Below are 17,910 nucleotides of genomic sequence, written 5' to 3'. Positions count from 1 at the left end.
ATCTGCAGACCGGTGACGGCGGCGGGATTCACGGAAGTCCCACCGCCGTCGGCGTCTCGGTCGACTGCTCGCCCCCGGGACCGGCCATGTGAGCGACCGCACGCGGTCCGGCGGCACCGGCCGGCGCGGAGGCGGGGGTAAACTCTTCGTTGCACGAAGTTATGTCCGGGGTCCGTCGGTGACCCCCAAGCATTGGGTCCGAGTGTCGGCGGGGACTGGTGGGTCGCCGACACAACCGCTTCGGCGACCCCATGTGACGGAAAGCTTCCATGTCTGTGCAAGTCTCACCTCGCGCTGCTCAGCGGCGCGCCCGCAATCCCTTCGCTCAACTCGGGGCCGCGGCCGGGTGGTCGTTTCTCCCCATCGGCCTTCTCGCGCGTCTCCCGTTCGCGATGCTGACCCTGGGCATCAGCAGTTACGTTGCGCTCGTTCGGGATTCGTACTCGCAGGGAGGAGTCGCCGCGGGCTGCTACGCGGCCGGCGCGGCCGTGGGGACCGCAGTGGTCGGCGCGTGTGCCGATCGGTTCGGCCAGCGGCGTCTCGTCCTCGTCCTCGCGGTCGTCAACACCCTGCTCGTAGTGGCGACACTCGCCGCAGCGCACGGGCAGGGGATGGCGTTACTTCTGATCGCCGCGGCGTTCTGCGGTTTCACCGTTCCGCCGGTCGGCCCCCTCTCCCGGGTCCGGTGGACCGCGCTGATCCGCCGCTCGGTGACGGGTGATCGCGCCCGGGTGCAGGGCGCGGCCTTCAGCTACGAAACCCTGGCCGACGAGATGACGTTCGTGTTCGGTCCGGTGCTCATCGGGGTGCTCGCGGTCTTCGCGCCCGCTGCACCGCTGGCCGTGTGTGCCGTGCTGACCCTGGTGTTCGGAATCCTGTTCGCGGTGCATCCGACCGCCGGTGTCGCGGCCGCCGCAGCACGAACGGTCGACGCCGGGGTGGCGTCCCTGCGCGAGTTCGCGCGCGCGAACCAAGTGCTCCTGGTCCTGGCGATGCTGACGATCGGATCGCTGCTCGGCGCCGCGTCGACGGCGGTGGTGGCGTTCGCAGGCGAGAACGGGAGCACGCAGGGCGCCGGCTTCATCTACGCGGGGTTCGGCATCGGTTCGGGGGCGGCGTCGGTGGGCATGGTCGTGGTGTCGCAGAAGATCGGCCTGCACGCGCGTTGGATCGCCGGAGCAGTGTGGGCGGTGGCCGTGTCGGCGGTACTGCCGTTCATCGACTCCGCTGTCGTCCTCGCCGCTCTGCTCTGCCTGCTCGGCGTGGGAGTCGGCCCCGTGATCGTGTCCATCTATCGCATCGCCGCCGATTCCACGCCGCGGGGCCGGAACACCGTGCAGATGACTATTCTCTCGGGATCGTTGATCGGTGGAAACGCCATCGGTGCGCCGCTAGCGGGCGCGGTCGCGGACTCGTTCGGTTCCGCGCCGGCGTTCGCCGTCGTCCTCTGCGGGTGCGTGGTGCTGGCGTGCACGGGCGTGGGTTCGGGACTGCTCGACAGGCGAGCCCGCCGCGTCTTGTGAGCGGTCCGCGGCTTCGCGTGTCCGGAGGCCGATCGCGGCGGTAGCGTGCCGTCATGGACCTCCGCCACGACGTCGCCGGTTCCGGCCCCACGCTCGTGCTCGTGCACGGCATCGTCGACCGCCGGCAGGCCTGGACCGCGGTGGTGGACCGCTTGACGCCCTACCGCCGGGTGGTCACCGTCGACCTTCCAGGACACGGGGAGTCCGCTGCTCTTGCCGACGGCGAGGAGGTGTTGGACGGACTTCTCGACGAGCTGACCCGCTTCGTCAGGTCCGTGACACCGGCCGGGGAACGCCCGCACGTCGCGGGCAACTCGCTCGGAGGGTTTCTCGCGCTCGGCCTCGCCGCCCGCCGAGAGGCGGCCTCGGCGACCGCGTTGTCGCCGGCCGGGTTCTTCGTCAACCACGCCGATCAGGTCCGCACCGAGTGGACCTTCCGGGCGCTGCGTTCACTCACCCGCGCGATGGGATCGCGGATGCCCGCCGCCATGGCGTCCCGGGTGGTGCGCTATCCCTCGTTGGCCGCGTTCTACGGCCACCCGGCCCGGGTGTCGTACGAGGACGCGGTGACCGGAGCGCGGTCGCTCGCGACGAATGCTCTGGTGGACCGCACCATGGCCGCGACCTTCGACCTCCCGGCGTCCGTGGATCCGGAGATTCCGGTGACCGTCGCGTGGGGCCGCCGGGACCTGATCCTGCCGGTGTACCAGGCGCGGCGGGTGCGGCGCGTGTTCCCGCAGGCGCGGGTGATGGTGCTACCCGGGATCGGGCACGTTCCGATGACCGACGATCCGGAGTTGATCAGCACGATTCTGCTCGGCGGCAGCGTGACGCCGTCGTCCTGAGTCCGCACCGGCCGCCGGCCGTCGCCCAGGGGGAAAGAAACGGCGGCGGGAGCTGCTGCTCCCGCCGCCGTGACTTCTGCAGCCGTTACTGGCCGCCGCCGCCCTGCTGCTGCTCCGAGGAAGCGCTCAGCAGGCCCGACAGAAGCCCGGTGATGTCGAGGTCGCCCTTGGTGACGGCGTCGATCAGGGCGCTGAAGAGGGAAGAAACGGATCCCATGGTGTGGCTCCTTCGGTTCGGCCCCCGGTCGGGGCGGTAGGGGAAATGCACGTATTCGACAGCCAGCCGAACGCTACCAATGTGGCAACTGTTACGGGTGGGAATCGCAATGCGAGGCCCCGGCCGTGGCTGGGACCGCGACGCGACTCGCCGCAAGCGGCTCAGCGTGACGCGACTCCCCGCAGGCGGCTCAGTAGACGGGTCCGGTGTACTTCTCGCCGGGGCCCTTGCCGGGCTCGTCCGGGTGCGCGGAGGTCTCCCGGAAGGCGCGCTGCAGTGCCTGCAGGCCCTCGCGGATCGGGCCGGCATGGGGGCCCAGGTACTCCACCGAGGCGGTGACGAGTCCGGCGAGTGCGGTGATGAGCCGGCGCGCCTCGTCGAGGTCGAGCTGCGGGCTCTTCTCCGGCTCGGGATCGGACAACCCGAGCTTCTCGGCCGCCGAACTCATCAGCATGACGGCGGCGCGGCTGATCACCTCGATCGCGGGGACGTCGGCGAGTTCGCGGACGTCGGAGAGATCGTCCTCGGCGTGCTGGACGGCTTCGGCCGGGTCGGGATTCTGCGTCATGTCTGCCAGGATTCCATCGACGGTGGTCGCCGGTACGGTCGGGTCGTGGCCGCCGGCGCGATTCGAAACGGTGCGCCGGAGGTGCTACGCTGTTCGTCACGACCGCCCTCGGCCTTCGGCCAGGGCAGCAAAGTGGAGTCCGACTCCCACCTCTGCGCGGCACCTGGCGGTGCGGTTCAGTGGTCCGGTCGCCGCCCGGATGCTTCCGCAGGGAAGTGTCGGGTGGCTCCTTCCAGTACGTGAAGGGGTGCCGCTCCCGGCTTCGGGGCGGTATCGCACCGGTCGACATCGGGCCCCGCACGGCGAGTTTCTCGCCGACGCGGGGCTTTCTTGTTGGGGATCGAGGGCGCACGGGGCTGCGGCGCGGTCAAAGGACTGCACCGCACTACCTAGGAGGCCACATCAGCACTGAGACCCGCATCAACGAGCGCATCCGAGTTCCCGAGGTTCGCCTCATCGGACCCGGGGGTGAGCAGGTTGGGATCGTGCGTGTCGAGGATGCGCTGCGCGTAGCACTCGAGGCCGACCTCGACCTGGTCGAGGTGGCTCCCGATGCCCGTCCGCCGGTCTGCAAGATCATGGACTACGGCAAGTTCAAGTACGAGACGGCGCAGAAGGCGCGCGAGTCGCGGAAGAACCAGCAGCAGACCGTCATCAAGGAGCAGAAGCTCCGCCCGAAGATCGACGACCACGACTACGAGACCAAGAAGCGGAACGTCATCCGCTTCCTCGAGGCGGGCTCGAAGGTCAAGGTCACGATCATGTTCCGTGGTCGCGAGCAGTCTCGTCCCGAGCTCGGGTTCCGCCTGCTCCAGCGTCTCGGCGCGGATGTCGCGGACCTCGGCTTCGTGGAGACCTCCGCGAAGCAGGACGGCCGCAACATGACCATGGTTCTTGCGCCGCACAAGGGTGCGAAGACCCGTGCGAAGGCCCAGGAGGGCGCCCAGGCCACGCAGGCGAAGCCCGCGACCGGTGACGGTGGCGCGCCTCCCGCGCCCAGCGCCTGACCCGACCACTCGACGCAAGACCGAAGTACGTAAGACACAAGAACTGAGGACTCCATGCCCAAGTCGAAGACCCACAGTGGCACCGCGAAGCGATTCAAGGTGTCCGGTAGCGGAAAGATCCTGCGCCAGAAGGCCGGACGTCGCCACCTGCTCGAGCACAAGAGCTCGCGCGTGACCCGTCGTCTGGACGGCAAGGCCGTCGTCGCCGACCAGGATGCTCCCCGCATCAAGCGTCTGCTCGGCATCTGAGCTCTTCCCCTACTTGACCGCAAGGGGCACGTCTGTGCCCCGACAGATTGACAGGATTTTGCAGTGGCACGCGTAAAGAGGGCTGTCAACGCCCAGAAGAAGCGTCGTTCGATTCTCGAGGCCTCGAGCGGCTACCGCGGACAGCGTTCGCGCCTGTACCGCAAGGCGAAGGAGCAGCAGCTCCACTCGATGACCTACGCCTACCGTGACCGTCGCCAGCGCAAGGGCGACTTCCGGAAGCTGTGGATCGCTCGTATCAACGCTGCGGCTCGCGCCAACGACATCACCTACAACCGCTTCATCCAGGGCCTCAAGGCTGCGGGTGTCGAGGTGGACCGCAAGATCCTCGCCGAGCTCGCCGTCTCCGACGCCGAGGCATTCGCCGGTCTGGTCGCGGTCGCGAAGGCAGCCCTGCCGGCCGACGTCAACGCTCCGGCCGGAGAAGCGGCCTGAGTCAGCAGTTCCGGAATCGACCCGTGGACCCGTTCACCGAACGGACTCCGCGGGTCGTTTCTGCTGTCAAGCTCCTGCGCGGCGCAGAGCGCAGGAAGACGGGACGATTCCTCGCGGAGGGCGAGAACTCGGTCGCCGAGGCCCTCGCCGGCGGGGTGGTGCACGAGGTGTTCTTCACCGAGCGCGCGGGGGAGCGCTACCGCGAGCTGATCGACGACGCCCGCGCCGCCGGGATCCCCGCGTCGCTGGTCACCGACCGGGCGATCCGCGGCCTGAGCGACACCGTCACCCCGCCCGGTGTGGTCGCCGTGTGCGACCTGCTCGACGTGCCGCTCACACGCGCGATCACGGCCGAGGCCCGTCTGCTCGCGGTCCCGGTGGCGATCGCCGAACCGGGCAACGCCGGAACCGTCATCCGAGTGGCCGACGCGGTCGGCGCCGACGCGGCCATCCTCGCCGGTGACAGTGTCGACCCCCACAACGGCAAGTGCGTCCGGTCCTCGGCCGGAAGCCTGTTCCACCTGCCGATCGTGCGCGAGCGCGACACCGGCACCGTTCTGACGGCACTGGCCGACGCCGGCATCCAGGTGCTCGCGACGGCGGCGGACGGTGAAGTCGACCTCGACGACGCCGACGAACTCCTGGCGCGGCCGACCGCGTGGTTGTTCGGCAACGAGGCCCACGGTCTCGACCCGGCCGTCGCGGAGCGCGCCGACCACCGGGTGCGAATTCCGATCCGCGGTCGCGCGGAGAGCCTGAACCTGGCCACCGCCGCATCGATCTGCCTGTACGCGAGCGCCCGCGTCCAGCACCGGAGTCACTGACGCGGCCGAACTCGTTCGAATCGTCGCAGGCCGATCGCCTAGGATTCGAGTGTCGTGCCCGGGTCCGGGTACCCCGCGACAATCAGCATCAGACAGATGAAGACAGACAAGGAGTTGCACCGGTCGTGGCTAAGAATGAGGGCGGTGCCCCGCCGACTGTCGATGCGAGCGCGCTGACCGAGGAGGCACTGGCGGCTGCGGCCGTCGCCGCCGAGGAGGCGTTCGCGGCGGCCGCGGACCTGGACCAGCTCGCCCAGGCCAAGATCGAGCACCTCGGTGACAAGGCCCCCGTCGCGCTGGCCAAGCGCGGCCTGGGTGCGCTGCCCAAGGAGGAGCGCTCGGAGGCGGGCAAGCGGGTCAACGTGGCCCGCACCCGCGTCGTCACGGCGTTCGACGCCCGCCGCGAGATCCTGCTCGCCGAGCGGGACGCGGCCGTGCTGGTCTCCGAGGCCATCGACGTGACGCTGCCGGCGGTGCGCCGCCCGGCGGGTGCGCGGCATCCCATCACGATCATCTCCGAGCAGATCGCCGACGTCTTCGTCGGCATGGGCTGGGAGGTCGCCGAGGGCCCCGAGGTCGAGACCGAGCACTTCAACTTCGACGCGCTCAACTTCCTGCCCGACCATCCGGCGCGCACGATGCAGGACACGTTCCACATCGCGCCCGAGGGTTCGCGGCAGGTGCTGCGGACGCACACCTCTCCGGTCCAGGTCCGCACGATGCTGTCGCGGGAGATCCCGATCTACGTCGTGTGCCCGGGGCGGACGTTCCGTACCGACGAGCTCGACGCCACGCACACCCCGGTCTTCTCCCAGGTCGAGGGTCTCGCGGTGGACAAGGGGCTGACCATGGCGCACCTGCGCGGCACCCTGGACGCGTTCGCGCGCGCGTTGTTCGGCCCCGACACCCGGACGCGCATGCGCCCCAACTACTTCCCGTTCACCGAACCGTCCGCCGAGGTGGACGTGTGGTTCCCGAACAAGAAGGGCGGCGCCGGCTGGGTCGAGTGGGGCGGCTGCGGCATGGTGAACCCGAACGTGTTGCGCGCGTCCGGTATCGACCCCGACGAGTACTCCGGTTTCGCGTTCGGTATGGGCCTCGAGCGGACGCTGCAGTTCCGCAACGGCATCCCGGACATGCGCGACATCGTCGAGGGCGACGTGCGGTTCACGCTGCCCTTCGGTGTCCAGGCCTGATCGCGACGAGAACGAGAGAGCTGAGAAGACGTGCGAGTAGCGCAATCGTGGCTGACCGAGATCCTGCAGCGGGCGACCCCCGAGTGGCAGGTCACCCCCGAGGAGTTGGATGCCGGATTCGTCCGGGTGGGCCTCGAGGTCGAGGAGGTCGAGTCGCTCGAACCGGTGACGGGACCGCTGGTCGTGGGCCGGGTGCTGGAGATCGAGGAGCTCACCGAGTTCAAGAAGCCGATCCGGTTCTGCAAGGTGGACGTCGGCGCCGATGCGCCACAGGAGATCGTCTGCGGCGCAAGGAATTTCGCGCAGGGTGACCTCGTCGTGGCGGCGCTGCCGGGCGCGGTGCTGCCGGGTGGGTTCGCGATCGCCGCCCGCAAGACGTACGGCAAGGTCTCCAACGGCATGATGTGTTCGGCCTCGGAACTGGGGATCGGTAAGGACCACTCGGGAATCCTGGTCCTCGAGCCGGGGACGGCGGAGCCCGGCACCGACGCCAACGATCTGCTCGGACTCGACGACACCGTCATCGAACTCAACATCACCCCGGACCGCGGCTACTGCTTTTCGGTGCGCGGTCTGACTCGCGAACTGGCCTGCGGTTTCGACCTGCCGTTCGCCGACCCCGCGGTGGTGCCCGCCCTGCCCGCGGACGGCGGGGAGGCCTGGCCGGTGCGGCTCGAGCCGGAGTCGAAGGCCACGCGCTTCACCGCCCGACGGATCACCGGCGTCGACGCCTCCGCAGTGAGCCCGTGGTGGCTGCAGCGGCGCTTGCTGATGTCCGGCGTCCGTCCCATCTCGCCGGCCGTCGACGTCACCAACTACGTGCTGCTCGAGCTCGGGCAGCCGCTACACGCGTTCGACGCCGCCAAGGTCCAGGGGGGCCTGGTGGTCCGCCGCGCCCAGGCGGGGGAGAAGCTCACCACGCTCGACGAGGTCGAGCGCACGCTCGATCCCGAGGACGTCGTCATCGCCGACGAGTCCGGGCCCATCTCGTTGGCCGGTGTGATGGGCGGGGCCTCCACCGAGGTGCATGCCGGGACCACCGACATCCTGCTCGAGTCGGCCACGTGGGATCCGCTCGCGGTGTTCAAGACCTCGCGGCGCCACAAGCTGATCAGCGAGGCCAGCAAGCGCTACGAGCGGGTCGTCGACCCCGAGGTGGCGCTGCCGGCCCTCGACCGGGCGGCGGCCCTGCTCGTCGAGATCGCGGGCGGCACCGTCGAGCCGGTGCTCACCGACGTGGGCGACGTTCCGTCGTCGCGGCAGATCCGCATGGACATCGACCTGCCGGACCGGGTTGCCGGCGTCGGCTACCCGAACGGCACGGCCGCCCGGCGTCTGACGCAGATCGGCTGCACCGTCGAGGTCGGCGTGAGCGAGTCCGGGCACGGCCAGCTGGTCGTCACCCCGCCGTCGTGGCGTCCCGATCTGACCCAGCCGGCCGACCTGGTCGAGGAGGTGCTGCGCCTCGAGGGGCTCGAGCAGATCCCGTCCGTGCTTCCGCACGCCCCGGCCGGTCGCGGCCTGACCGGGGAGCAGCGTCGTCGTCGGGCGGTCGGCCGGATGCTCGCCGCGTCCGGATACGTCGAGATCCTGCCGCCGGTGTTCCTGCCGCACGCCGTCTTCGACACGTGGGGCCTGGACGCGGACGACCCGCGCCGCAACACCACCAAGGTGCTCAACCCGCTCGAGTCCGACCGTCCGGAGCTCGCGACGACGCTGCTGCCCGGCATGCTGGAGGTGCTGGCCCGCAACGTCTCTCGTGGCCAGCGCGACCTGTCGCTCTACGGCGTCGCGCAGGTGGTGCTGCCGGGTCCGGACACCGTGCCGGTGGACGCCCTCCCGGTCGACCGCCGTCCCACCGACGAGCAGATCGCGCAGTTGCTGAAGTCGCTGCCGGCCCAGCCGGTGCACGTGGCGGTCGTCCTCTCCGGGCTGCGTGAGCCGTCCGGCCCGTGGGGTGCAGGCCGTGCCGCCGACGCGGCCGACGCGTTCGCGGCCGTGCAGACCATCGCCGACGCCGCCGGCGTCACGGTGGAACTGCGCGCCGCGCAGTACCTGCCGTGGCACCCGGGCCGCTGCGCCGAGGTGGTCTTCGACGGCGCCGTCGTCGGCCATGCCGGCGAGCTGCATCCGGCGGTTCTCGAGCGCGCCGGTCTGCCCGCCCGCACGTGCGCGGTCGAGATCGACCTCGACGCACTGCCGGTCACGGAAATTCTTCCGGCGCCGCGGATCTCGCCGTTCCCGGCGGTGCTCCAGGACGTCGCGGTCGTGGTCGACGACTCGGTGCCGGCGGCGGCCGTCGAGGCGGCCCTCCGCAGCGGCGGCGGCGAACTGCTCGAGGACATCCGCCTGTTCGACGTCTTCGAGGGCGCGCAGGTCGGCGAGGGACGCAAGTCGCTCGCGTTCTCGCTGCGCTTCCGCGGCACCGACCGCACGCTGACCGAGGACGAGGCCAGCGCGGCGCGCGACGCTGCGGTCGCCGCAGCCTCCGACGCGGTCGGGGCGGTCCTGCGCGGCTGAGCGCGAGCACGACCACGAGGGGCTCCCCTCGGTAGCCTGGAAGGTGCTATCGAGAGGAGCCCCTCATGGTTGACACGGCCGGCGGACCGGACGACGTACTCGGCGTACTCCACGGACTCGGCGACGCCGAACTGCTCGCCGTGGTGCTCGCGGCCACGGCCGCACGGCCCGCGCTCGCGCCCGTACACGCGGCCGCGTCGATGCTCTCCGCCGGGGCCGGACGCACATCGGACTTCCCACCGGACCCGTCCCGGCCCACCGCGCCGCCGGACGTCCCGCCGCCCCTGACCATGGGCGCGGACGTCCCGGGTCCCGACTACACCGACGCGGGTGTCCCGACCTTCGATCGCGTCCGGGACCGCGTCGAGGAGCGTGCCGGCACCACGCTGGGCGCGGAGGAACTCGAACGCGAGGGCCGGGCCGGCCGCGAACTCGACGAGCGGTGGCAGGCGCGCGAGACCGCGGCCCGCGACCGGCTCACCGAGATCCGCCGCTCCATGAACGACGGGTAGGTCGGCGCCCTCCGAGTCAGTGCCGCTCGAGGATGGCCGCGAAATCGGTTCCCGCGGGAAGCGACCCGTACTCGAAATCCCGGTCGGCGCCCAGGCGCGCCGCGACGAACGCCTCCGCGACGGCGGTGGGTGCGGTTCGTAGCAGCAGCGATCCCTGCAGTCCCAGCGCCATCGCGGCCGCGACGGGACGAGCCCGCAGCTGTGCGCCCGCCGGATCCATCGTCGCGAGGTCGGTGAGCATTGCGCGCACGCGGTCCAGGTGGGCGTCGAACAGCGACGACGCGCCGCGGGCAAGGTTGAGTTCGACGTCGAAGGCCTGCACCGACTCGGGTTCGCGGGTCATCGCCCGCAGCACATCGAGCGCGATGACGTTCCCCGACCCCTCCCACACCGCCATCACCGGCTGCTCGCGGTAGCGGCGGGCCAGCGGGAACGCCTCGGTGTAACCGTTGCCGCCGAGGCACTCGAGCGACTCGTAGGCGTGGTGCGGTCCGCGCTTGCAGATCCAGTACTTGCTCACCGCGGTCGCCAGGCGGCGGAACGCCTTCTCGGTCTCGGTCGCGTCGTCGTCGTGCGCCCGCGCGAGCCGCAGCGCCGTCGCCGTCGCGGCCTCCGACTCGAGCGCGAGGTCGGCGACCACCGCGGTCATCGCGGGCTGGTCGACGAGCGTGGCCCCGAACGCGGCCCGGTGCCGGACGTGCCACAGTGCCTCCGCGACCGACTGCCGCATGCCGGCGGTCGAGCCGTACACGCAGTCGAGGCGGGTGCGGGACACCATCTCGATGATCGTGCGCACGCCGCGGCCGGGCTCGCCGACGAGGTGGCCGATGGTGCCGTCGAGCTCGATCTCGGAAGACGCGTTCGACTTGTTGCCGAGCTTGTCCTTGAGCCGTTGGATGCGGAACACGTTGCGTGTGCCGTCCTCGAGCACCCGCGGCACCAGGAAGCACGAGAGCCCCTGCTGTGTCGCCCGGTCGCTCCGCGGGCTCCGCTCCGATGATCGGTCGCTCCGCGGGCTCCGCTCCTGCGCGTTGGCGAGCACGAGGAACGCGTCCGACATAGGCGCCGAGCAGAACCACTTGTGACCGGTGAGCGCGTATGTTCCGTCCGAGAGCGGCTGCGCCACGGTGGTGTTCGCGCGGACGTCGGAGCCGCCCTGCTTCTCCGTCATGGCCATGCCGAAGATAGCGCCGGGCTTGTCGCCGGGTGCGGCGAGCGCGCCGTCGTAACCGCGCGAGTAGAGGCGGGGGAGCCAGCGCTCGGACAGGTCGGGGGACAGCATCAGTGACGGGACCGCAGAGTGGGTCATCGAGATGGGGCACGCATGGCCGGGTTCGACCTGCGCGAACAGCATGAACGTCGCGGCCCGGGCGACGTTGGCGCCCGGGCGCGGCTGCGCCCACGCCGAGGTGTGCGCGCCGTGCTCGACGGCCGCCGAGATGATGCGGTGGTACGCGGGGTGGTACTCGACCTCGTCGATGCGGTGCCCGTACCGGTCGTGGGTGTGCAGGCGGGGGACCTCGGTGTTGGCCAGCTCGGCGTCGTGCTGGAACCCGGCGGTGCCGACCAGGGACCCCACCTCGCTCAGGTGCGCGGCGGCCCACCCCGCGTCGTACCGAGCGACACCCTCGACGAGCGGAGTGTTGCTGGTGAACTCGTCGATCCCCACCCGCGGCGGAGCCTGATTGAACACCTCGTGGGTGTGGTGTCCGCGCGCCGCAGCGTCGGTGCGGTCGTCGATCGTCGTCATGTGTCGGGCCCTTCCCCAAAGCAATGAATCATGATTCACTTCTTGGAGCTGACTGTAGGACGGAATCGCGTGACGGGCAACGGGCCCCCGACGACGGGGGCCGAACCCGGCCGGCGCCCAGTGAAGGAGAGCCCGTGCATCTGAACGTGTTGCTGGAGAGCGCCCGTCGGAAGTTCCCGGACAAGGATGCGGTCGTGTACGGGGCGCAGCGCCTGAGCTATCGCCAACTCGATGCCGCGGCGCGACGGGCCGCGGAGGTGTTCCGCCGCGAAGGGGTGCGGCCGGGCGACCGGGTCGCGGTCATGACGTACAACTCGCCGGGCTTCCTGATCGCCGCGTTCGGGATCTGGCGCGCGGGCGGTGTGCTGGTGCCGGTCAATCACAAGCTGACCGCCGCCGAGGTGGAGTACACGATCGCGCACAGCGGTGCGCGCGTGGGTGTGGTCTCCGCCGATCTGGCTGCGCCCGCGCGCGGGGGCGCGCCGCGGACGCGCTGGCTTCTCACCGAGGCCGCGACGCACGGCACGGACGTCGCGGACGACGACGACTTCGACGCTCTCGTGGCCGCGGCGCCCGAGTGGGACGGCGCCGACGGTGACGAGGACGACGTCGCCCAGATTCTCTACACCTCCGGCACCACGAGCGCCCCCAAGGGTTGCGTGCACACGCATCGCACGATCGCGTCGGTGCCCCCGCTGATCGTCGCCACCATCGGGCTCACCCGAGACGACCGCTTCCTGATTGCGATGCCGATCTGGCACGCGTCGCCGCTGAACAACTGGGCACTCACGACGCTGTTCCTCGGCGGCACGGTGATTCTGCTGCGCGAGTACCACCCCGTCGAATTCCTCGAGACCGTCCAGCGGGAGCGGGCCACGGCCTTCTTCGGTGCGCCCATCGCCTACCTCGCCCCCGTCCAGGTCGCCGAGGCGCACGGGCTCGATCTCGGTCGCTACGACCTGAGTTCCATGCGCCGGTGGATCTACGGCGGCGCGCCCATCGGCGCACCGACCGCGCGCCTGCTCGCGAGCGTGTACCGCTCGGAAAACTTCTACCAGGTGTACGGCATGAGCGAGATGGGCCCGGTCGGGACCGCGCTCTACCCCCACGAACAGATCGAGAAGGCCGGATCGATCGGCCGGGGCGGGATGCCCGGCGTGGATCTGCGTGTCGTGCGTGCCGACGGCGGCGACGCGGCGCCCGGTGAGACCGGTGAGATCTGGCTCGGCGCCGACACCCGCATGCGCGGCTACCTCGACAACGACGCCGCGACGGCGGACGTCTTCGACGGGCGCTGGTACCGGACCGGGGACGTGGCCCGAGTCGACGACGACGGCTACCTGTTCATCGTCGACCGCCTCAAGGATGTCGTCATCACCGGTGGCGAGAACGTGTATTCGCAGGAAGTGGAGGAAGCGCTCCGGCCACACCCGGACGTGGTGGACGTCGCGGTGATCGGCCGCCCGCATCCGGAGTGGGGTGAGACGGTGGTGGCCGTGGTGGTGCCGGTCGACGGGAGGACGGTCGACCTCGACGAGGTGCGGGCCTATCTGTCGGACAAGCTCGCGCGGTACAAGGTCCCGCGCGAACTGGTGCTCGTCGACGCACTCCCGCGCAACCCGTCGGGCAAGCTGACGAAACACGTGCTGCGGGACGCCGTGCTCACGGACTGACCGCACGGGGGAGCGGGCGGTGGTGGGTGAGTCGCGTCCGTGACAGGCTGACCGGATCCCCGGACGGCGGCACTGAATGAATTTGCATCATGATGCATAATCATCCGTATGGGTACTTCAGGAGACTCCGAAGCTTCGACGGCCGGGGCGCGGTCGCCGATCAAGGTCGCGGTCGCGGGCGCCAGCGGGTACGCGGGTGGCGAGGTCCTGCGCCTGCTGCTCGGGCACCCCGCCTACCGGGACGGTGCGCTGGTGATCGGCGCGCTCACCGCCGGCGGCAACGTCGGCACCACGCTGGGCGCGCACCATCCGCATCTGCTGCCGCTGGTCGACCGAGTCCTCGGCCCCACCGACGTCGAGACGCTGTCCGGACACGACGTGGTCTTCCTGGGGCTCCCGCACGGCAAGTCCGCCGAGATCGCGGAGCCGCTCCCCGAGTCCACCGTCGTCATCGACTGCGGTGCCGACTTCCGGCTCACCGATGCCGCCGCGTGGGAGAAGTATTACGGCAGCCCGCACGCGGGCAGCTGGCCGTACGGTCTGCCCGAACTGCCGGGCGGCCGGGACGCGCTCGTCGGTGCGACCCGGATCGCGGTGCCCGGCTGCTACCCGACGGTGTCGTCGCTCGCGATGGCTCCGGCCGTCGCCGCGGGCGTCGTCGAGCCGCGGGTCAACGTGGTCGCGGTCAGCGGTGCGTCCGGCGCCGGCCGAGCCCCCAAGGCCGATCTCCTCGGCGCCGAGATCATGGGGTCGGTCCGGGCCTACGGCATCGGTGGCGCGCACCGGCACACCCCCGAGATCACGCAGAACCTCTCCGCGGCCGCGGGCACCGATGTGACGGTGTCGTTCACGCCGATCCTCGCGCCGATGCCGCGCGGCATCCTCGCAACGTGCACCGCGCCGACGACCGCGTCCGTCGCCGAGATCCGGTCCGTGTACGAGAAGGCCTACGGGGACGAACCGTTCGTCCACGTGCTGCCCGAGGGGCAGCTGCCGCAGACGGGTGCCGTCGTCGGGTCCAACGCCGTGCAGATGGCGGTGGCCGTGGACGCCGACGCCGGTCTGCTCGTCGTGGTCGCCGCGATGGACAACCTCACCAAGGGCACCGCCGGCGGTGCCGTCCAATCCATGAACCTGGCCCTGGGCCTGCCCGAGACCGATGGTCTCTCGACTGTGGGAGTTGCTCCGTGACATCCGTATCCGACCACGCCGACGCCGTCGAGACCGCCGGCGGCCGGCTCGTCCGCACGCAGGGCGTCACCGCGCCGGCCGGTTTCCGGGCCGCGGGTATCCAGGCCGGTATCAAGGTCAGCGGCAAGGCGGACCTCGCACTCGTGGTCAACGAGGGGCCGGAGCTGGCTGCCGCGGGCGTGTTCACCGCCAACAAGGTCAAGGCCGCGCCGGTGCTGTGGTCGCAGCAGGTGCTCACCACCGGGCGCCTGCGGGCGGTGGTCCTCAACTCCGGCGGTGCCAACGCCTGCACGGGCGCACCCGGGTTCCAGGACACCCACAAGACGGCCGAGCACGTCGCCGCGTCGCTCAGCGACTGGGGCACCGAGACCGGTGCGGTCGAGGTCGCGGTGTGCTCCACCGGTCTGATCGGCGACCGGTTGCCCATGGACAAGATCCTGTCCGGAGTCACCGAGATCGTGCACGAACTGGCCGGCGGGATCTCCGGCGGCACCGACGCCGCGCACGCCATCATGACCACCGACACCGTCCCGAAGCAGGCGGCCCTGCACCACGCCGACAAGTGGAACGTCGGCGGAATGGCCAAGGGCGCGGGCATGCTGGCGCCGTCGCTCGCGACGATGCTGTGCGTCGTCACGACCGACGCCGTCGCCACCGCGCAGCAGCTCGACGAGGCGCTGCGCCACGCGACGCGGATGACGTTCGACCGGCTCGACGTCGACGGCGCCACCTCCACCAACGACACCGTGCTGCTGCTGTCGTCCGGTGCCAGCTCCGTCACGCCCTCGCAGGACGAGCTCAACGCCGCGGTCCTCGCGGTGTGCGACGACCTGGCCGAGCAGATGATGGCCGACGCGGAGGGCGTCACCAAGCGGGTGCTGGTCACCGTCAGCGGTGCCGCGTCCGAGCAGGACGCGCTCGTCGCGGCTCGCACCGTCGCCCGCGACAGCCTGGTCAAGACGGCGTTGTTCGGCTCCGACCCCAACTGGGGCCGGGTGCTGGCCGCGGTCGGCATCGCGCCGATCGAACTGGACCCGGACCGGATCGCGGTGTCGTTCAACGGCAATCCCGTCTGCATCGACGGCGTCGGCGCACCCGGCGCCCGGGAGGTGGACCTGTCCGGGATGGACATCGCGCTCACGATCGAACTGGGCGTCGGTGAGCACACGGCCTCCATCCGCACGACGGACCTCTCGCACGCGTACGTCGAAGAGAACTCGGCGTACTCGTCATGAGCAGCGACATCGATACCGCGGCCGCCATCGCGGACCTGACGTCGACGCAGAAGGCGTACGTCCTCGCGGAGGCGCTGCCGTGGCTGCAGCGCTTCCACGACAAGGTCGTCGTGATCAAGTACGGCGGCAACGCGATGATCGACGACGAGCTCAAGCGAGCGTTCGCGGCCGACATGGCGTTCCTGCGCACGATCGGCATCCACCCCGTCGTCGTGCACGGCGGGGGACCGCAGATCAACGCGATGCTGAAGCGGCTCGGCCTCGAAGGTGAGTTCCGGGGCGGCTTCCGGGTCACCACACCCGAGGTCATGGATGTGGTCCGGATGGTGCTCTTCGGTCAGGTGGGTCGCGAGCTGGTCGGGCTCGTCAACGCGCACGGCCCGTTCGCGGTCGGCATCTCCGGTGAGGATGCGCGGTTGTTCACCGCCACCCGTCGCACCGTCCAGGTCGACGGCGAGGCCACCGACATCGGTCTCGTCGGCGACGTGACGACCGTGAACCCCGCGGCGGTGCTGGATCTCATTGCGGCCGGGCGTATTCCGGTCGTGTCGACGATCGCACCCGACCAGGACGGCGTGGTCCACAACATCAACGCCGACACCGCGGCCGCCGCGCTCGCCGAGGCCATCGGGGCCGAGAAGCTCGTCGTCCTCACCGACGTCGAGGGTCTGTACACCGACTGGCCCGACCGCTCGTCGCTCGCGTCCGAGATCGACACCGCCGCGCTGCGACAGCTGCTGCCCCGGCTCGACGCCGGCATGGTCCCGAAGATGGAGGCCTGCCTGCGCGCCGTCGAGGGCGGGGTACCCACCGCCCACGTCATCGACGGCCGGGTCGCGCACGCGGTTCTGCTCGAACTCTTCACCGGGGAGGGCATCGGCACGATGGTCACCCCCGCACCGGAACTCGTCACCACGGAAGGACTGGCATGACTGCCACGACGGATCTCCAGCAGCGCTGGTCCGGCGCTCTGATGAACACCTACGGCGTACCGCGGGTGGCGTTGGTCCGTGGCGAGGGCGCCGTGGTCACTGACGCGGACGGTAAGCAGTACCTCGATCTCCTCGCCGGCATCGCGGTGAACATCCTCGGGCATGCGCATCCGGCGATCGTCGAGGCGGTGACCACCCAGCTGTCGACGCTGGGGCACGTGTCCAACCTGTACGCGAGCGAGCCCGCGGTGGCGCTGGCCGAGCACCTGCTGTCGCAGCTGGGCGTGGGCGACAGCGCGGGCTCGGTGACGGGCCGGGTGTTCCTGTGCAACTCGGGCACCGAGGCGAACGAGGCGGCGTTCAAGCTCGCCCGCGTGACCGGTCGGCGCAAGATCATCGCCGCGGACAAGGCGTTCCACGGCCGGACGATGGGCGCGTTGGCGCTCACCGGTCAGCCCGACAAGCGGGCCCCGTTCGAGCCCATGCCGCCGGGCGTCGAGCACGTCCCGTACGGCGACCTCGCGGCGCTGGACCGGGCCGTCGACGACGACACGGCCGCGGTCTTCCTGGAACCGATCATGGGTGAGGGCGGTGTCGTGGTTCCGCCCGAGGGGTACCTCGCGGGGGCCCGCAAGATCACGTCCGACCGGGGTGCGCTGCTGATCCTCGACGAGGTGCAGACCGGCATCGGCCGCACCGGCTGGTTCTACGCGCACCAGGCGGCGGGCATCGTGCCCGACGTCATGACGCTCGCCAAGGGACTCGGCGGCGGCATGCCGATCGGAGCGTGCATCGCGACCGGAGCGGCCGCGGAGCTGTTCGGCCCGGGTAAGCACGGCACCACGTTCGGTGGCAACCCGGTGTGCGCGTCCGCCGCGCTCGCGGTGCTCAAGACGATCGCCGCCGACGACCTGCTCTCGCGCGCCGACATGATCGGCAAGGTGCTCTCCGCCGGAATCGAGGGACTCGGTCACCCGCTCGTCGATCACGTCCGCGGCGCCGGACTGCTGCTCGGTGTGGTCCTCACCGACGACGTCGCGCCCGCCGTGGAGACCGCGGCCCGGGAGGCGGGCTACCTCGTGAACGCCGCTCAGCCCGGCGTCGTCCGGTTGGCACCCCCACTGATCCTCACCGAGGCGCAGGCGGAAGGATTCGTCGCGGCGCTGCCGGGAATCCTCGACGCGGCTGCGGCGGAATCGCAAGGAGGCAAGTAGT

General features: G+C 70.7%; 17 protein-coding genes. 14 read left to right on the top strand and 3 right to left on the bottom strand.

All coding sequences use genetic code 11. From position 1 onward, the window contains the following. Nucleotides 1-269: 269 nt before the first annotated feature. Both E7742_RS08570 and E7742_RS08565 read left to right on the top strand, forming a co-directional pair. Nucleotides 270-1,523: an MFS transporter gene (locus E7742_RS08570; protein ID WP_137798564.1), complete on the top strand. Its 1,254-nt coding sequence runs from the start codon at nt 270-272 to the stop codon at nt 1,521-1,523. 53 nt (nt 1,524-1,576) lie between these two features. Continuing rightward, nucleotides 1,577-2,368: an alpha/beta fold hydrolase gene (locus tag E7742_RS08565; RefSeq protein WP_137798563.1), complete on the top strand. Its 792-nt coding sequence runs from the start codon at nt 1,577-1,579 to the stop codon at nt 2,366-2,368. A gap of 85 nt (nt 2,369-2,453) precedes the next feature. Here the strand turns inward: E7742_RS08565 and E7742_RS23600 are convergent, their stop codons facing one another. Beyond that, nucleotides 2,454-2,585 (bottom strand): hypothetical protein, encoded by a 132-nt coding sequence (locus E7742_RS23600; RefSeq protein ID WP_302661066.1) that lies wholly within the window; start codon nt 2,583-2,585, stop codon nt 2,454-2,456. 190 nt (nt 2,586-2,775) lie between these two features. After that, nucleotides 2,776-3,153, bottom strand: a complete 378-nt coding sequence (locus E7742_RS08560) for a DUF1844 domain-containing protein (protein WP_137798562.1) — start codon at nt 3,151-3,153, stop codon at nt 2,776-2,778. Nucleotides 3,154-3,509: 356 nt separating this feature from the next. Between E7742_RS08560 and infC the strand changes: the two genes are divergently transcribed. The 7 genes from infC (at nt 3,510) to E7742_RS08525 (ending at nt 9,914) form a co-directional block, all read left to right on the top strand. Beyond that, nucleotides 3,510-4,160 (top strand): translation initiation factor IF-3, encoded by a 651-nt coding sequence (gene infC / locus E7742_RS08555; protein WP_137801105.1) that lies wholly within the window; start codon nt 3,510-3,512, stop codon nt 4,158-4,160. A 54-nt stretch (nt 4,161-4,214) separates the two neighbouring features. Continuing rightward, nucleotides 4,215-4,409, top strand: coding sequence for a 50S ribosomal protein L35 (gene rpmI, locus E7742_RS08550; protein WP_137798561.1), 195 nt, complete (start codon nt 4,215-4,217; stop codon nt 4,407-4,409). Nucleotides 4,410-4,472: 63 nt separating this feature from the next. After that, the gene (gene rplT, locus E7742_RS08545) at nt 4,473-4,862 is read left to right on the top strand and encodes a 50S ribosomal protein L20 (RefSeq protein ID WP_127951295.1); all 390 of its coding nucleotides are present in this window, start codon (nt 4,473-4,475) and stop codon (nt 4,860-4,862) included. A 23-nt stretch (nt 4,863-4,885) separates the two neighbouring features. Further along, nucleotides 4,886-5,686 carry a TrmH family RNA methyltransferase gene (locus tag E7742_RS08540; RefSeq protein WP_137798560.1) on the top strand — a complete coding sequence of 267 codons (801 nt, stop codon included), beginning with the start codon at nt 4,886-4,888 and terminating at the stop codon, nt 5,684-5,686. 125 nt (nt 5,687-5,811) lie between these two features. Then, nucleotides 5,812-6,882: a phenylalanine--tRNA ligase subunit alpha gene (pheS, locus tag E7742_RS08535; protein WP_137798559.1), complete on the top strand. Its 1,071-nt coding sequence runs from the start codon at nt 5,812-5,814 to the stop codon at nt 6,880-6,882. Nucleotides 6,883-6,912: 30 nt separating this feature from the next. Next, the gene (gene pheT / locus E7742_RS08530; RefSeq protein ID WP_137798558.1) at nt 6,913-9,402 is read left to right on the top strand and encodes a phenylalanine--tRNA ligase subunit beta; all 2,490 of its coding nucleotides are present in this window, start codon (nt 6,913-6,915) and stop codon (nt 9,400-9,402) included. Nucleotides 9,403-9,467: 65 nt separating this feature from the next. After that, nucleotides 9,468-9,914, top strand: coding sequence for a PspA/IM30 family protein (locus tag E7742_RS08525; RefSeq protein WP_137798557.1), 447 nt, complete (start codon nt 9,468-9,470; stop codon nt 9,912-9,914). A gap of 16 nt (nt 9,915-9,930) precedes the next feature. On the opposite strand, the gene E7742_RS08520 is transcribed toward E7742_RS08525, so the two are convergent. Beyond that, entirely contained in the window at nt 9,931-11,664 is a 1,734-nt protein-coding gene (locus tag E7742_RS08520) for an acyl-CoA dehydrogenase family protein (RefSeq protein ID WP_137798556.1), read from the bottom strand. Nucleotides 11,665-11,798: 134 nt separating this feature from the next. Here E7742_RS08520 and E7742_RS08515 point away from each other — a divergent pair, with 134 nt between their 5' ends. The 5 genes from E7742_RS08515 to E7742_RS08495 all read left to right on the top strand — a co-directional run bounded on the left by E7742_RS08515 (nt 11,799) and on the right by E7742_RS08495 (nt 17,909). Continuing rightward, nucleotides 11,799-13,337 carry a class I adenylate-forming enzyme family protein gene (locus tag E7742_RS08515; RefSeq protein ID WP_137798555.1) on the top strand — a complete coding sequence of 513 codons (1,539 nt, stop codon included), beginning with the start codon at nt 11,799-11,801 and terminating at the stop codon, nt 13,335-13,337. Between the two features lie 108 nt (nt 13,338-13,445). Then, a complete protein-coding gene (gene argC, locus E7742_RS08510) occupies nt 13,446-14,528 on the top strand; it encodes an N-acetyl-gamma-glutamyl-phosphate reductase (RefSeq protein WP_137798554.1) in 1,083 nt (360 codons plus the stop codon). Next, nucleotides 14,525-15,763: a bifunctional glutamate N-acetyltransferase/amino-acid acetyltransferase ArgJ gene (argJ, locus tag E7742_RS08505; RefSeq protein WP_137798553.1), complete on the top strand. Its 1,239-nt coding sequence runs from the start codon at nt 14,525-14,527 to the stop codon at nt 15,761-15,763. Before argC ends, argJ begins: the two co-directional genes overlap by 4 nt. After that, on the top strand, nt 15,760-16,695 hold the full coding sequence (gene argB / locus E7742_RS08500) for an acetylglutamate kinase (protein ID WP_137798552.1): 936 nt from the start codon (nt 15,760-15,762) through the stop codon (nt 16,693-16,695). The genes argJ and argB overlap by 4 nt, the downstream gene beginning before the upstream one ends. Next, nucleotides 16,692-17,909, top strand: a complete 1,218-nt coding sequence (locus E7742_RS08495; protein WP_137798551.1) for an acetylornithine transaminase — start codon at nt 16,692-16,694, stop codon at nt 17,907-17,909. Before argB ends, E7742_RS08495 begins: the two co-directional genes overlap by 4 nt. Nucleotide 17,910: the final 1 nt, after the last annotated feature.

It is taken from the genome of Rhodococcus sp. SGAir0479 (genome assembly GCF_005484805.1).
Taxonomy (GTDB): domain Bacteria; phylum Actinomycetota; class Actinomycetes; order Mycobacteriales; family Mycobacteriaceae; genus Prescottella.
The sequence above is the reverse complement of the archived record's forward strand: the minus strand, read 5'-3'. Positions and strand labels throughout refer to the sequence as shown.